Origin of the sequence: Burkholderia sp. MSMB0856 (assembly GCF_001524645.2) — a bacterium.
Lineage (GTDB): Bacteria > Pseudomonadota > Gammaproteobacteria > Burkholderiales > Burkholderiaceae > Burkholderia > Burkholderia diffusa.
The window spans coordinates 519,764-534,735 of sequence record NZ_CP013428.1 but is presented as its reverse complement, the minus strand read 5'-3'; the positions used below and the strand labels follow the sequence as shown (position 1 = coordinate 534,735).

Annotated in this window: 16 protein-coding genes; 4 read left to right on the top strand and 12 right to left on the bottom strand. The window is 66.4% G+C overall.

All coding sequences use genetic code 11. The annotated features are described in order from the left end of the window. Window positions 1–351 precede the first annotated feature (351 nt). Complete coding sequence (locus WS87_RS20055; protein ID WP_059531604.1) at window positions 352–1,878, top strand: mannose-1-phosphate guanylyltransferase/mannose-6-phosphate isomerase; 1,527 nt, start codon at window positions 352–354, stop codon at window positions 1,876–1,878. Window positions 1,879–1,999: 121 nt separating this feature from the next. Here WS87_RS20055 and WS87_RS20050 read toward each other — a convergent pair whose 3' ends face one another. The 9 genes from WS87_RS20050 to WS87_RS33685 form a co-directional block, all read right to left on the bottom strand. Next, a complete protein-coding gene (locus WS87_RS20050; protein WP_059818741.1) occupies window positions 2,000–2,941 on the bottom strand; it encodes a transposase in 942 nt (313 codons plus the stop codon). 723 nt (window positions 2,942–3,664) lie between these two features. Next, window positions 3,665–4,246, bottom strand: a complete 582-nt coding sequence (locus WS87_RS20040) for a DUF3501 family protein (protein ID WP_059818740.1) — start codon at window positions 4,244–4,246, stop codon at window positions 3,665–3,667. A gap of 44 nt (window positions 4,247–4,290) precedes the next feature. Then, entirely contained in the window at window positions 4,291–5,628 is a 1,338-nt protein-coding gene (locus WS87_RS20035) for a heterodisulfide reductase-related iron-sulfur binding cluster (RefSeq protein ID WP_059819612.1), read from the bottom strand. Between the two features lie 123 nt (window positions 5,629–5,751). Continuing rightward, window positions 5,752–6,174: a rubrerythrin family protein gene (locus tag WS87_RS20030; protein ID WP_059466550.1), complete on the bottom strand. Its 423-nt coding sequence runs from the start codon at window positions 6,172–6,174 to the stop codon at window positions 5,752–5,754. A gap of 304 nt (window positions 6,175–6,478) precedes the next feature. Next, window positions 6,479–7,747: an RNA polymerase sigma factor gene (locus WS87_RS20025; protein WP_059818739.1), complete on the bottom strand. Its 1,269-nt coding sequence runs from the start codon at window positions 7,745–7,747 to the stop codon at window positions 6,479–6,481. Then, window positions 7,744–8,160 carry a VOC family protein gene (locus WS87_RS20020; RefSeq protein ID WP_059818738.1) on the bottom strand — a complete coding sequence of 139 codons (417 nt, stop codon included), beginning with the start codon at window positions 8,158–8,160 and terminating at the stop codon, window positions 7,744–7,746. Before WS87_RS20020 ends, WS87_RS20025 begins: the two co-directional genes overlap by 4 nt. Window positions 8,161–8,195: 35 nt before the next feature. Then, entirely contained in the window at window positions 8,196–8,615 is a 420-nt protein-coding gene (locus WS87_RS20015) for a YciI family protein (RefSeq protein WP_059818737.1), read from the bottom strand. A 125-nt stretch (window positions 8,616–8,740) separates the two neighbouring features. Continuing rightward, window positions 8,741–9,094 carry a YciI family protein gene (locus WS87_RS20010; RefSeq protein WP_059818736.1) on the bottom strand — a complete coding sequence of 118 codons (354 nt, stop codon included), beginning with the start codon at window positions 9,092–9,094 and terminating at the stop codon, window positions 8,741–8,743. A gap of 581 nt (window positions 9,095–9,675) precedes the next feature. Next, on the bottom strand, window positions 9,676–9,885 hold the full coding sequence (locus WS87_RS33685; RefSeq protein ID WP_159085694.1) for a hypothetical protein: 210 nt from the start codon (window positions 9,883–9,885) through the stop codon (window positions 9,676–9,678). Between WS87_RS33685 and WS87_RS20000 the strand changes: the two genes are divergently transcribed. The 3 genes from WS87_RS20000 to WS87_RS19990 all read left to right on the top strand — a co-directional run bounded on the left by WS87_RS20000 (window position 9,884) and on the right by WS87_RS19990 (window position 12,203). Next, window positions 9,884–10,270 carry a DUF883 family protein gene (locus WS87_RS20000; protein ID WP_059531622.1) on the top strand — a complete coding sequence of 129 codons (387 nt, stop codon included), beginning with the start codon at window positions 9,884–9,886 and terminating at the stop codon, window positions 10,268–10,270. The two genes, WS87_RS33685 and WS87_RS20000, sit on opposite strands and share 2 nt — an antisense overlap. 64 nt (window positions 10,271–10,334) lie before the next feature. After that, on the top strand, window positions 10,335–10,919 hold the full coding sequence (locus tag WS87_RS19995; RefSeq protein ID WP_059531625.1) for a BPSL1445 family SYLF domain-containing lipoprotein: 585 nt from the start codon (window positions 10,335–10,337) through the stop codon (window positions 10,917–10,919). 231 nt (window positions 10,920–11,150) lie between these two features. Further along, window positions 11,151–12,203 (top strand): AI-2E family transporter, encoded by a 1,053-nt coding sequence (locus WS87_RS19990; protein ID WP_059531628.1) that lies wholly within the window; start codon window positions 11,151–11,153, stop codon window positions 12,201–12,203. 9 nt (window positions 12,204–12,212) lie between these two features. Here the strand turns inward: WS87_RS19990 and WS87_RS19985 are convergent, their stop codons facing one another. The 3 genes from WS87_RS19985 to WS87_RS19975 form a co-directional block, all read right to left on the bottom strand. Continuing rightward, window positions 12,213–12,716: a thioesterase gene (locus WS87_RS19985; RefSeq protein ID WP_082750640.1), complete on the bottom strand. Its 504-nt coding sequence runs from the start codon at window positions 12,714–12,716 to the stop codon at window positions 12,213–12,215. A 166-nt stretch (window positions 12,717–12,882) separates the two neighbouring features. Continuing rightward, entirely contained in the window at window positions 12,883–13,899 is a 1,017-nt protein-coding gene (locus WS87_RS19980) for an NADP-dependent oxidoreductase (protein ID WP_059818735.1), read from the bottom strand. Between the two features lie 34 nt (window positions 13,900–13,933). Further along, window positions 13,934–14,722 (bottom strand): SDR family oxidoreductase, encoded by a 789-nt coding sequence (locus tag WS87_RS19975; protein ID WP_059818734.1) that lies wholly within the window; start codon window positions 14,720–14,722, stop codon window positions 13,934–13,936. Window positions 14,723–14,972 lie beyond the last annotated feature (250 nt).

The following is a 14,972-nucleotide window of genomic DNA, read 5'->3' as shown; positions in this document are numbered from 1 at the left end:
GCATGACGCTATTGAAGCGACAAGAAAATCGCGCCTCAAGCGCTCAAGTATTTCGAAAAATAATCGGAAATTCTTGCCGCGCAATTCTTGAATTAAATCGGCACGTTTTCCCGAATCGGTCGTGAATCGGGATTTTTTCGAGAACTTTACGGACCCCGCCAACCCTTTGCAGGATGGGGCCCCAGCCAGATTCAGCGAATTATTTTTTATTTTTTTATTTGCATCGCGTGCGATAGGGGAAAAATTTCCATGACGCATGCGCGCCGAATATCGCGCAAATCACCCGGTTTTATTGTCGATTTACTTCATGCTACAAAACAGGCACTGACTTCAATCGAGGAGAGTGTCATCATGAATGCTCCGGCCGTGGCAGCCGATACGCGCCCTTCTTCTTCCGCCGCAACCGACGCCGCGACGCGTGTCGCGGTGCAGCCGGTGATCCTTGCCGGCGGTTCGGGCACGCGTCTGTGGCCGATGTCGCGCGAACACTATCCGAAACAGCTGATCGGCCTGCTCGGCGATCATTCGCTGCTGCAATCCACCGCGCTGCGGCTCGACGGCCTCGCGACCGGTCATCCGCTGAACGACGACGTGCTGATCGTGTGCGGCGAGGATCACCGCTTCACGACCGCCGAACAACTGCGCCTGACCGGCAAGCGTGCATCGATCATGCTCGAGCCGCTCGGCCGCGACACCGCGCCCGCGCTGACCCTCGCCGCGCTGCGGATCGTCGCCGGCGGCGGCGATGCCGTGATGACCGTGATGCCGGCCGACCACGCGGTGGCCGACCAGCCGCGCTTTCATGCGGCCGTCGCGGCCGGCGTGCACTGCGCGGCCCAGGGCAAGATCGCGACGATGGGCATCGTGCCGGGCCGCGCCGAAACGGGCTACGGCTACATCCGCGTCGGCGCGCCGCTCGGCGACGCCGCCACCGGCAACCTCGACGTGCGCCGTCTCGACCGCTTCGTCGAGAAGCCGCATCTCGAACTCGCGCAGCAGTACGTCGCATCCGGCGAATACTGGTGGAACAGCGGGATCTTCATCGTGCGCGCGTCGGTGTGGCTGAACGCGATCCGCCAGCTCGAACCCGAGATCCTCGCGGCCTGCGAGCAGGCCGTCGCACGCGGCAAGGACGACGGCGACTTCTTCCGCGTCGATCGCGACGCGTTCGCCGCGTCGCCGTCGAACTCGATCGACTACGCGGTGATGGAGCGGCTCGTGAACCTGCCGCAGCTGTGCGAAAGCGTCGTCGTGCCGCTCGACGCGGGCTGGTCGGACGTCGGTTCGTGGGACGCGATCTGGCAGATCCTGCCGAAGGACGAAGCCGAGAACGTCGGCCGCGGCCACGTGCTGTTCGAAAACGCCGAATCGACCTTCGCGCATTCGGAAAGCCGGCTCGTCGCGTGTGTCGGCACACACAATCTCGTCGTCGTCGAAACGCCCGATGCCGTGCTCGTCGCCGACAAGTCCCGCGTGCAGGACGTAAAGAAGATCGTCGGGCGCATCAAGGCCGAACGCGGCGCGGAAGCGACCGATCACCGCAAGGTCCATCGCCCGTGGGGGCATTACGACTCGGTCGACACGGGCGAGCGCTTCCAGGTGAAACGCATCGTCGTGAAGCCGGGCGCGCGACTGTCGCTGCAGATGCACCACCACCGCGCCGAACACTGGATCGTCGTGCGCGGCACCGCGCGCATCACGCGCGGCGACGAAACCTTCCTGCTGTCCGAAAACGAATCGACGTACATCCCGCTCGGCGTGTCGCACCGTCTCGAGAACCCGGGCAAGATGCCGCTCGAACTGATCGAAGTGCAGTCGGGCGCGTATCTCGGCGAGGACGACATCGTCCGCTTCGACGATACCTACGGACGCCAGTGACGCAATGCCTGCCGGGCGCGCCGTCTCGACGGTGCGCCCGGCATCACGGAAATAACGAACACAAAAAAACGCGCGGGCGTCGTGACGGACGACGACCCGCGCGTTTTCGTTCGGATGACGATCAACCTACGCGATACGCGTATTCGCGACGGTCCGCTTGCACCGGGTCGTTGCGGCCCTCGGACAACGCGCCCGCACGACGCTCGGCGATGAAGCGCTTGATGTCCGACTCGGCACGCGCCAGCGCGGACAGGCCGGCCAGCACCTCGCTTTGCGGCGCACGCACCGGTTCGTCGCTCGCTCCATGGCGATCGATCCACTGACGCGCCCAGTCGAGCGCGTACTGCTCCGCTTCCTCCGCATCGGTGAAGCGCGGACCGATCAGGCCCGAGCGCTCGACGCGCCGGTCGTCCTGCATGATCTCGGCCCACGCGCGGTACATCAGGTTCTGCACCGGCTGCGCGCTGCCGCGGATCGTATAGCCGCGGTATTCGTCGACTTGCGGTTCGGCCGCGGCGAAGCTCGCGGCGGACGGACGCCCGTGACGCAGCCCCGCGGGCTGCGCACCCGGCACCGCGAACGACGTACCGGACGATGCTTCGGCGGCGCCGTTCGGCATCGCGGTCAGCGAAGCGCCCTCGCCATCCCAAACGTTTGCCTGCGCGACCGGCAGTTGCCACGACTCGGGGTTCTGCCAGAACACGCCGCGCAGACGGTCGTTGTCGGGCACGGGCTCCGCACGGCATGCCGGCGCGACCGGCACCGGCGGCGGCGGCACGTACGCGAACGTGCGCCCGCTGAACTGGGTCAGCACGTCGATCATCTGCAGCAGCGTGCCGTTCGCGAGCCACTCCTCGTAGCGGCGGCGGCACGTCGGCCCGGACGGATAGCGCCCGGGTAGTTTCGACCACGCTTCACCGGTCGTCAGGATCCAGAGAACCGCGTTGGCGACGACGCGCGGTTCGGCTCGCGGACGGCCTCGACGGTTCAGCCGAATGGGTTCATCGGCGATCAGCGCTGAAAGTCGAAACCACTCTTCATCGTTAAGCTCATCGAAGAACATAGTCGATTTCTCCACGCAGCCAGGCCGGGGCTGCGATTGTCGGCGCCGTCGTCACGCATCGCGTCACGGGGCGGCCCGGTTGCACATTATGGTTATCCGATTGTTGTGCATGCCGGTGCGACACCGCACTTTCACGGTGCCGCCATTCACGGCAATGGCGCACAAACTACGGTCTCACTCCAATGTGGGAATTTTTGTGCACGAAGCATACCATCCTCAGGGTTTATCTCAATATGACAATGACTTAATGTTACGCACTGAAACAACCTGCCATGGATGCGCAATCAATTTACGCTTGAATTTTTTTACGCGATCCTTATGCGAGATGCTGGGAAGCCCCGTCTGGCGGGGCTTTTCGAGGCCCGTCAGACGGGCCTCCGGCGTTGTTCCGACCCTTGCCCGCAACCCTCCCGGGAATCGCCGCCGAAAATCGGTAAATCAGGGAAAATTTCGTAACAAGATATTCACGGATCGGTAATTCGTTCAAATTGCATTCAACTGAATTTTCCCCGCGCACAATCTTGTTATTGTTTCTCCGCGAGTAATGAAAGCGGTCTGAGGCCGATGCACATCGTTTCGCGGCATGCAAGCGTCGACGGGTTTGTTACATCTCGGCGTAGCAGACAGCCAACGGCGGCGGGCGCGACGATCGGGCGCCGCGTTTCGGGTCGGAACGATGTGGGGAATCCGCGCGATACGGGAAGCGGCGCCGGGCCGCGCGCGTCAGCGCAAGTCGCCGGCCAGCGACGCGGCGACGTCCGCGTCCACGCGTTGCGGCGGCATCGTATAGGCCGGGTGATCGCAGCCGATCGACAGCATCGCGCCGCCCTTGAGCGCCGCGCGCATCGGCCCGTCCAGTTCGAAGCGCACGAAATGCACGGCCGAGGTCTTCTCCGCGTTGTCGCGATCGAGATCCTCGTCGGCGATCGCATAGACGTCGGGGTGCCCGTCGACGCGCAGGTACACGCGATCCTCGACGCCGATCAGCCGCGCGAGCGCCGCCCGCCGTTCGGCTTCGTGCTCGTATTCGATCTGCAGCGTCGCCTTCAGGTTGGTGCCGTCGGGCACGAGCGGCAGATAGGCCTCCAGTTCGCCTTCGATGCCGGCCTCGTCGAAGATCTTCTCGATGTGCAGCATTTCCTGGATCTGGTAGCGGATCGTGGTCTCGTCCTCGAACAGGAGGCGCAGATGGTTACCGAGCGCCACCGCGCGGCGGCGCTTGTACGCGACGAGCCTCGCGTGTTCGGCCTTGCGGATCTTCGCGTACGCTTCGAGCGTCAGCAGCGAGTCGCGGGTCAGCGTCATGGCGTGTCCTTGGATAGCGTCGATGTCTTCGTTGAGCGGCCGGTTCAGATGCCGTACGCGCGGCGCAGCAGCGTCAGCGGATGCGCGAGCGGCGCGGCGGGCAACCCATTCTCGTCGATGCCCTGCACGATGTGATGGCCGGCAAGCGCGCAGTCCGACGACACGACATCCGGCTTCGGCTCGGCCATCGCCTTGAACACCGGGGCGCCGATCCGCATCGCGTCCGCATGGAAGGCCTTCTTCACGCCGAACGTGCCCGCATGCCCCGAGCAGCGCTCGACGACGTTCACGCGCGTATCGGGCACGAGCGACAGCGTGTCGGCCGTCTTGCGGCCGATGTTCTGCACGCGCGCGTGGCACGGCACGTGATACGACACGGTGCCGAGGCCCTGCTTGAAATCGGTCTTTAGCAAACCGTCGCGATGCCGCGCGATCACGTATTCGAACGGATCCCAGAATGCGTCGGCCACCGCGCGCACGGCGTCGTCGCCGGGAAACATCAGCGGCAGTTCGCTCTTGTACATCAGCACGCAGCTCGGGATCGCGCCGATCAGCGCGTAACCTTCGCGCGCATAACGCTCCAGCACCGGAATGTTCACGGCCTTCTTCGCGGCGACGCCCGCAAGGTTGCCCTGCTCGAGGAGCGGCATCCCGCAGCACGCTTCGCGCGTGACGAGCTCGTACGGGATCTCGTTGTGCGCGAGGATCGCGAGCAGGTCGTGGCCGATGCCCGGCTCGTTGAAGTTCACGTAGCACGTCGCGTAGATCGCGACCTTGCCCGGCGTGCGTTCGCCGTCACGTACCGGCGGGCCGTCCGAGCGCTTCGCGGCACGCCGAAACTTGCGCGGCGCGAACTCCGGCAGCCATGCGTTGCGATCGACGCCCAGCGCCGCTTCGAGCGCGTGGCGCGCGGGCGGCGTGCGATTCACCGCGTTCACCGCCTGCGTGACGATCGGGATGCCCGCGAAATGGCCGAGCGCGTCGGTGTTCGACAGCACCTTGTCGCGCAGCGGCGCCTCCCCGCGCTTGTAGCGCGCCGCCTTGCCGCGCAGCATCAGGTGCGGGAAGTCGACGTTCCATGCGTGCGGCGGCACGTACGGGCATTTCGTCATGTAGCAGAGGTCGCACAGGTAGCACTGGTCGACGACCTTGCCGAACGCGTCCTTCGGCACTTCCTCGATGTCGCCCATCGGCGTGTCGTCGACGAGATCGAACAGCGCGGGAAACGCGCCGCACAACGACACGCAGCGCCGGCACCCGGCGCAGATGTCGAACACGCGCGTCATTTCCGCATCGATCGCGGCCTGGTCGTAGAACGCTTCGGACTGCCAGTCGAGCGGATGCCGCGTCGGGGCTTCGAGACTGCCTTCCTTGTGTGGCATGGGGCGCTCCAGCGTGGCGCGCATGCGCGCGGACGCGCCGCCCGCGTGATGCGGGCAGCGATCAACGCACGGCCGGCCGCAGGATGTCGGGCCGGGCCGTGCTGCCTTGCTGCCGGACTCGCGTCAGTCGACGAGTGCGTCGAGCGCCTTCGTATAGCGGTTGGCGTGGCTGCGCTCGGCCTTCGCGAGCGTCTCGAACCAGTTCGCGATTTCGTCGAAGCCTTCGTCGCGCGCCGTCTTCGCCATGCCCGGATACATGTCGGTGTATTCGTGCGTCTCGCCGGCGATCGCCGATTCGAGGTTCAGCCGCGACGAGCCGAACGGCAGCCCCGTCGCCGGATCACCGACTGCTTCGAGGTATTCGAGGTGGCCGTGCGCGTGGCCCGTTTCGCCTTCGGCAGTCGAGCGGAACAGCGCGGCGACGTCGTTCTGGCCTTCGACGTCGGCCTTCGAAGCGAAATACAGATAGCGCCGGTTCGCTTGCGATTCGCCCGCGAATGCGGCCTTCAGATTCTCTTCGGTCTTGCTGCCCTTGAGTTGAGCCATTTGCGCCTCCGTTCGAGTCGGCGCGGCCGCGTGCGAAGCCGGGCCGATGATGTATGTGGGGAACGAAGCGCAGGCCGGACGCGCACGCTTCGTGCCTTTTAATCTAGGCGCTGGCGTTCGCATCCCCCAATAGGCTTTTTCAATCCGCTCGATAGCGGAGAGCGGGAATGAGGGACAGATGACGGGTGGGACCGGGATGGGTCGCGTCGTCGGGTGGGTCGGCGTTATGCTCGGGATTCGGCTTCTTGCTTCTGGCGCGACGCCCGGTGCGCTCGCACCGGCGTCGCTCGTCACGCGTCACGCGTCACGCATCCGTCGCGCGCTTCAACAACAATTCCCTTTCACGCTCGTTGCGGGTCAACTCCGCCGCACGACGGAACTCGACCTTCGCTTCGTCGGCGCGGCCGAGCTTCGCGAGCAGGTCGCCGCGCACGCTCGGCAACCAGTGATAGCGGGCGAGCGCCGGATCGTCGCGCAGCACGTCGACGATTTCCAGTGCCGCGGCGGGCCCGAACGCCATCCCCACCGCCACCGCGCGATTCAGCTCGACCACCGGCGACGGCGCGACTTCGGCCAGCGCGTCGTAAAGCGCGACGATCTGTGCCCAGTCCGTTTCCGACGCGTGCCGCGCGCGCGCATGGCACGCCGCCAGCGCGGCCTGCAGCGCATACGGGCCGCGCACGCCGCCGAGCTTCGTCGCCCGCTCGAGCGCGGCGAGGCCGCGCCGGATCAGCAGCGGATCCCAGCGGGAGCGATCCTGGTCGAGCAGCAGCACGGGCCGCCCCTGCGCATCGGTCCGCGCGTGCATGCGCGACGCCTGCAGTTCCATCAGCGCGACCAGCCCGAGCACCTCGCTTTCGTCCGGCACGAGTCCGGCCAGCACGCGGCCGAGTCGCAGCGCCTCGTCGCACAGCGCCGGGCGCGTCCAGTCGTCGCCCGCGGTCGCCGCATGGCCTTCGTTGAACACCAGGTAGATCACTTCGAGCACCGACGCGAGCCGCGCGGGCCGCGCATCGGCGGCCGGCACCTCGAACGGCACGCGCGCCGCCGCGAGCGTGCGCTTCGCACGCACGATGCGCTGCGCGATCGTCGGCTCGGGCGACAGGAACGCGCGCGCGATCTCGCTCGTGGTCAGCCCGCCGAGCAGCCGCAACGTCAGCGCAACGCGTGCATCGGTCGACAGCACCGGATGGCACGACGTGAAGATCAGCCGCAGCAGGTCGTCGCCGATATCGTCGTCGCTCGCATCGGCGAGCGCATCCGCGATGTCGGGGACGACGTGCGCTTCGAGCGCGTCCATTTCATGCCCGAGCTGGTCACGCTTCGCTGCATGCAGCGACTCCTGCCGGACCCGGTCGAGCGCGCGCCGCTTCACGGCCGTCATCAACCATGCGGCCGGGTTGTCGGGAACGCCGTCGACGGGCCAGTGCTCGAGCGCCGCGACGAGCGTGTCCTGCGCGAGTTCCTCGGCCACGCCGACGTCGCGCACCACGCGCGCGGCGCGGGCAATGATCTTCGGCGCCTCGATCCGCCAGACCGCTTCGATCGCACGGTGAGTCGCCTCACGCGTCACGACGCCTGCCCCTGGGTGGCGGCATCCAGCGGCATGGCCATCAGCTCCCATGCGTGGCCGTCCGGATCGTCGAAACCGTGGCCGTACATGTTCGGATACTCGCGCGGCGCTTGCGGCGCGGACCCGCCGGCCGCGAGCGCCTTCGCGACGATCGCGTCGACCTCGGCGCGGCTGTCGCAAGACAGGCACGACAGCGCCTGCACCTGCGTCGCCGGATCGACGATGGTCTTGCCGGTGAAGGTCTGGAAAAACGGCCGCACGAGCAGCATCGCGAAAATCGTGTCGCTGATCTTGATGCAGGCGGCCTGATCGTTGGTATAGGCCGGTACGACTTCGAAGCCGAGTGCCTGGTAGAACGTCTTCGAGCGCGGCAGGTCGGCCACGGGCAGGTTGATGAAGACCATCTTGTGCATGACGGATGCTCCGGTGAGATTGGATTCAGGCAGACTCAGGCTTGGGTGCGGCCGACGTGGAGATCGCGGAACCGCTCGACCGCGTCGCTCGGTGTGAGGTCGTCGAGCTCGAACAGCGGCCGCACCTCGATCTCGCAGTCCATTTCGGCGCCGAACGGCGCGGGAAACCGGCGCGTCCATTCGAGCGCCTCGTCGCGCGAGCGCACCTGGATCAGCGTGTAGCCGGCAATCAGCTCCTTGGTCTCCGCGAACGGGCCGTCGACCACCGTGCCCTTGCCGCCGGTGTACCGCACGCGCCAGCCGCGCGCGCTCGGCCGCAAGCCGTTCGCGTCGAGCAGCACGCCGGCCCTAGCCAGTTCCTCGTGGTAGACCGTCATCGCCTCGACCAGCCGGTTGTCCGGCAACGCATCGGATTCGCTGACGGCGTTCGCCCGGATCATGATCATGAATCGCATCGCTCACTCCTTGTCATCGGTGAAAAGGGGCGTCCGTTCATCGGCGCCTTATCCGGACGACGGGCGGCAGACCGCCGGATCGACGTGCCGCGCGACGAATCAGGGTAAATACCGAGGCGCAGCCGTCACAGAAAGCACGGGCCGACCGCGCGCACTTCGACCGTGCACCATTGCGCGGCCGGGCACTGGCGCGCGATCTCGATCGCTTCCTCGCGCGTGTCGACGTCGACGATGAAGAAGCCGCCGACCATTTCCTTCGCCTCGGCGAACGGGCCGTCGACGAGGCGCGTCTCGCCTTCGCGCACCTGCACGCGCGTCGCGCGCTCGGAGCGCTCCAGCGACTCGACGCCGCGCAGCACGCCGCGCTCTTTCAGCGTCTCCGCGAAATCGACCATTCGCGCGTACAGCGCCTGCCCGTCTTCGAGCGTACGTTCGGCGCGCTGGCCGGTCGGTTCGACAATCAACAGCATGTAGGACATGGAAATCTCCTGTGGGGGCCGTGCGCGGACGCGTTCGGATCGCAGGCCGGAACGATGCGTCAGATGCGAAGCGTAGCAGCCCAGGCCGGCCCTGCCGTCATCGTTGGCCGTTCGGCACTGGCCTGATGGCCAATTCGATCACAACACGCGATTTTGCCGTCAGGATGCTTGCCCGGACCTTCGAATTTTCTTCCCGTGGAGCGCTCCATGTCACACCTGCCGCCGTTCATGCCGCCGCCTCGCTTCGCCGTTTTCGCCGCCCGCGTGAAGGCCGTGCATGCGTGACACACCAACGCCGCTGAGCCGATCGCGCTGCAATCCGTGCCCGATTACAAAACCCCGGCGCGACGGGCCGCCTGTTACGCATCCGATGCATATCGCTCGTCGGACCACGATCCCGTCGTCATGCGCCTCGGGCTGGACGGCGCCGCCGCCTGAGGCCATCGCGGGCACAAACCCTGCTCCACGAAGAAATGGACGATTAGTGCAATTGCATCGGTACGGCACGTGCAATGGCACTATTTACCTGACGCATCGGGCGACGCCATATTTACCGGACTTTCACGTCGCGCAACGGCTCGCTAGGTCGTTTCGCCCGAAGCGCGAAATTTTTTCAACCGCCGCCGCGCCCCGTCGCGCGGGGCTTCCCGGGAAACTTGCAGACGAATTGAAAATTTGTCTCGAAACTCAATTGGCTGATGTGAATCACATTGGTTGCTGGGATTCGTCTTATCTTCAAATGGGCCTGCAAATCCGGGCTGCAAACCAAATCCAAGGAGGATAAACATCATGGCGCTCACCGACTCGATCGAACACAAGCTGGACCGCGGCCTGTCCGATATCCGTCGCACCGGCCGGCGCGTGGGACGCTCGGCACGCTCGGCCGCCCGCGACCTGCATGCGGACGTGTCCGACGATCTGCGCGGGCTGGTCGATGAACTGGAAGACCTGCTGAAGAACGACGGCGACGGCGATATCGCCGCGCTGCGCAAGCGCGTGCAGTCGCGGCTCGACGAAGCGCGCAGCACGCTCGACTACGCGTCGGGCAGCGCGGCCGCCCGGCTGCGCGATTCGGCCGAGCGCGTGTCGCAAGCCGTGCACGACAACCCATGGCAGACCGCGGGCGTCGTCGCGGGTCTCGCGTTCGTCGCGGGCCTGCTGCTTGCCCGTCGTTGAACGGGGCTGCCCGCACCGCCGCCCGCCCCATCCGTTCTCAACCCGACAACGAAGGAGAAACGCCATGCAGAAGTCTCTCGCCCTGAAGGCCGCCGCCGCCGTCATGCTCGGCAGTCTCGCCCTTGCCGGTTGCACCACCACGCCCGACAAACCCGACAACGCATCGGCCAGCGCGTCGAAACGCGAATCGATCGACGCGAGCGTGAATGCGACGCTATCGCGCCTCTATTCGACGGTGCCAGGCTCGCGTGAACTCGTCGCGAAATCGCGCGGCGTGCTCGTGTTCCCGAACGTGCTGCAGGCCGGCTTCATCGTCGGCGGTCAATCCGGCAACGGCGCGCTGCGTGTCGGCGGCAGCACCGTCGGCTACTACAACACGTCGTCGCTGTCGGTCGGCCTGCAGGCCGGCGCGCAATCGAAGGCGATCGTGTTCCTGTTCATGACGCAGGATGCGCTCGACTCGTTCCGCAAGTCCGAAGGCTGGTCGGCCGGCGCCGACGCCTCCGTCGCGGTCGTGAAGGTCGGCGCGAACGGTGCGGTCGATTCCAACACGGCCACCGCTCCGGTCGAGGTGCTGGTCCTAACCAACGCGGGCCTGATGGGCGACCTGTCGGTCAACGGCACCAAGGTCACCCGCCTCCACATCTGACGAGCCGGCACGGCCCCAGGGCCGATTTGCTTTCCGGCAACGCCGCGACTCCGGTCGCGGCGTTTTCGCGTGCGCCGCGCGCAGCGGCTATGATGGCGGCACCTTTGCGGGCATACTGCCCGTCGGGCCGCCCTGCGCGCGCTTCGCCGCGAACCCGTGACGTTCGCGAGCCGATCGCGCCCGAGGCAACGAAATTCAATCAAACCAGGCATCAATCTGCGCGAACCATCCATGGATAGCGGACACGATCACCAAAAATTCTTCTATTTCCTGCTGTTCGCGGTCACCGTCGGACTGTGCTGGATTCTCGCGCCGTTCTCCGGCGCCGTCTTCTGGGGCACCATTCTCGCGATCCTGTTCCAGCCGGTGCAGCGCTGGCTCGCCGCGCGCTTCGGCAAGCGGCGCAACCTGGCCGCGCTCGTGACGATGTCGCTGATCATCCTGATCGTGATCCTGCCGCTCGTATTCGTCGCGGCGACGCTCGTGCAGGAAATCGCGTACGTGTACCAGGAACTCAAGAACGCGCAACCGAATTATTCGCAGTACTTCCATGACATCATTCACGCGCTGCCGACGTCGATCCAGAACCTGCTGCAGAAATACGGGCTGACCAACATCCCCGGCATCCAGAAGAAGCTGACCGACGGCGCCGCGCAGATCAGCCAGTTCGCGGCAACCCAGGCGCTCAGCATCGGACAGAACACGTTCCAGTTCGTCGTCAGCTTCGGCGTGATGCTGTACATGGTGTTCTTCCTGCTGCGCGACGGCGGCGAGATCGGCCGCCGCGTGCGCCGCGCGATGCCGCTCGACGAAGAGCACAAGAACCTGCTGCTCGCGAAGTTCACGACGGTGGTACGCGCAACCGTGAAGGGCAACATCGCGGTCGCACTCGTGCAGGGCGCGCTCGGCGGCCTGATCTTCTGGATCCTCGGGATCGAGGGCGTCGTGCTGTGGGGCGCGCTGATGGCGTTCCTGTCGCTGCTGCCGGCGATCGGCGCGAGCCTCGTGTGGGTGCCCGCCGCGCTCTACTTCCTCGCGATCGGCGCGATCTGGAAATGCGTGATCCTCGTCGCGTTCTGCGTCGGCGTGATCGGCCTCGTCGACAACCTGCTGCGACCGATCCTCGTCGGCAAGGACACGAAGATGCCCGACTGGGTCGTGCTGATCTCGACGCTCGGCGGGATGGCGCTGTTCGGCATCAACGGCTTCGTGATCGGACCGCTCGTCGCCGCGCTGTTCATGGCGAGCTGGGACATCTACGCGCGCGCCGAACAAGGGGAATGACGCAACGCGTCACGGATGTCGAATCCTGATCACGACGGGCGCCACGGCGCCCGTTTCCATGTCCGGCCCGGCGACCGTCAGCTCGCCGCCATACGGGCCGACACGATGCGCACGGCCCGCTTCCAGCGGCACGATCCGATCGTCGCGCGCATCGCGCCATGTCGCGCGAACCTGCGCTTCCGCGGGCCGCGAAAGCGGCTGGCCATCCAGTTCCACGAGCGTCACATGCGCGCCGGGCAGGCGCCGGCCATGCGCGTCGAACCGGAGTGCCGCCGCGGTCACGCTGCTTGACGCGCCGATCGACGGCGCGTCGAATCGCACGTCGTACAGATCGACGAGCGCGCCGGTGAATTGCACGATCCCATTCGCGTGAGCCTGCTCGGCCGCACCCGCGCCCGACATCGCGAACGCGATGCCGAACCCGGTTGCGACGATCCGCAACTTTGTGCCAATGCGCCGCTTCGTTCGATCACGCACCGCCGCCGGTGCCGCCTGCCCCGTCTTCGTTTGCATGTTTCGCCTCCCGTTTTGCCGTGCAAATGAAAAACGGCGGCGTGACGCGCATGTCACGCCGCCGTTTGCTGGCAATTACTTTAAGGAGAGCGGCCGGAACAATATATGGGACGAGTCTTAAATTGATGCCGGACGATGCAGACTCAACGCGCGCGCGTGCCGCGGCTCAAGCATCCGGGTCGACGCGCAGCACGAGCTTGCCGCGATGGTCGCCGTCGAACAGTCGATTCAGCACGTCGGGAGCGTTCTCGAGCCCGTCGGCGACGGTTTCCTCGGCCTTGAGTCGGCCGTCGCGCAGCCATCCGGCGAGCGTCTGCACCGCTTCGCGGCTCTTGCGGTAATCGAGGATCAGGAAGCCGCGCATCGTGAGCCGCTTCGAGATCAGCACGCCGACGTCGTCCGCCGCGCGGCCGCTGTTGTAGTTCGAGATCACGCCGCACAGCGCGACACGCCCGCCGATCACCATCCGCGACAGCACCGCGCGCATCACCTCGCCGCCGACGTTCTCGAAGTTCACGTGCACGCCGTCCGGTGTCGCTGCCTTCAGTTGCTCTCGGAAATCGTCGGCCTTGTAGTCGACGGCCGCGTCGAAGCCGAGCGTCTCGGTCAGGTAGCGGCACTTGTCCGCGCCGCCCGCGATCCCCACGACGCGCGCGCCGTGAATCTTGCCGATCTGGCCGGCGATCGAGCCGACCGACCCGGCCGCCGCCGACACGACGAGCGTCTCGCCGGGCTGCACCGGCGCGATGTCGGTCAGCCCGTAATAGGCGGTCAGGCCGCTCATCCCGCACGCGCCGAGCAGCGTCGGCAGCGGCAGACCCGACTGCGCGGGCAGCTTCACGAGCTGCGCGGCCTGCTCGGCCGGTACGACCGCATAGTCCTGCCAGCCGACCAGCCCCTGCACGAGATCGCCCTGCGCGCAACCCGCATGGCGCGACGCGACCACGCGCCCGATGCCGAGCGCGCGCATCACTTCGCCGATCGCGACCGGCGGCAGGTATTGCGGAACGTCGCTCATCCACACGCGGTTGGTCGGATCCATCGACAGATACAGCACGCGCACGAGCACTTCGCCGTCGGCGAGCGCCGGCACCGGCGTTTCGACGAGCGAAAAATGTTCACGGCCGACCCGCCCTTCCGGGCGCGTCTTCAGCAGCAGCTGGCGGTTCACGGGTGTCGACACGATGTTCTCCTCCGGTTGTTGTCGTCGATGCGCGTCAGACCGCGCACATGCCGCCGTCGATCACGAGTTCGGCGGCCGTCACGAAGCGGCTTTCGTCGGATGCGAGATAGACGGCCGCATGCGCGACGTCGTCCGGATCGCCGAGCCGGCGCAGCGGAATGCCGCGTGCGAGCTTGCGCGTCGCATCGCGTTCGCCGAGCGACTGGAACAGCGGCTCGACGATCCCCGTGCGAATGAACGCCGGGTGAATCGAGTTGCAGCGCACGTCGAGCTCGCGGCGCGCGCAGTCGATCGCGACCGACTTCGTCAGCGACGCGACCGCGGCCTTCGACGCGTTGTACGCGGTGAAATCCGGTTCGACCTTGAACGCGGCCACCGACGAGATGTTGATGATCGACGCCGGATGGCTCGCGCTCAGGTATGGCAGCGCGTGCTTGCAGCCGAGCACGATGCTCTCGACGTTGATCGCCATCACGCGCCGCCATTCGTCGAGCTCGATCTGCGCGGGCGCGCCGATCGACCCGACGCCGGCATTGTTGACGAGCACCGACAACCCGCCCATCGCTTCGTTCGCCTGCGCGAGCAGCGCCTGCCAGCGCGCCTCGTCGCGCACGTCCTGCGTGGCCGCAAACGCGACCGGCGCCGCGTGTCCCGCATTGAGTTCCTGCGCGAACGCGTCGAGCACCGCCGCGTCGGCGACGTCGGTCAGGAACACGCGCGCGCCCTGCTCGACCATCCGGCGCGCGATCGCGCGGCCGAGGCCGCCGGCGGCGCCCGTGATGTACGCGCACTTGCCTGCGAGGCGCGGGGAAACGACTGTCATGAGACCTGCTCCTATCGTGAATCGTCGTGGCGGACCGGTGCCGCGACGGCGGTTGCCGTGCGCGGGCCGACCGCCGCGCGGTTTGCGCGAGTATAGCGAGCCGGCCGCACCGCGTCGGACAAATCGGGCGGGCCGCCGCTGCCGGCCACGATCGAACGAACGCCAGCGTACGCGATTGCCGCCGATCGATGAAATGAATATTCGTAATGCCCGGTCATAGACCCGGCTCATGACCTTCGCCTCTCCGAGC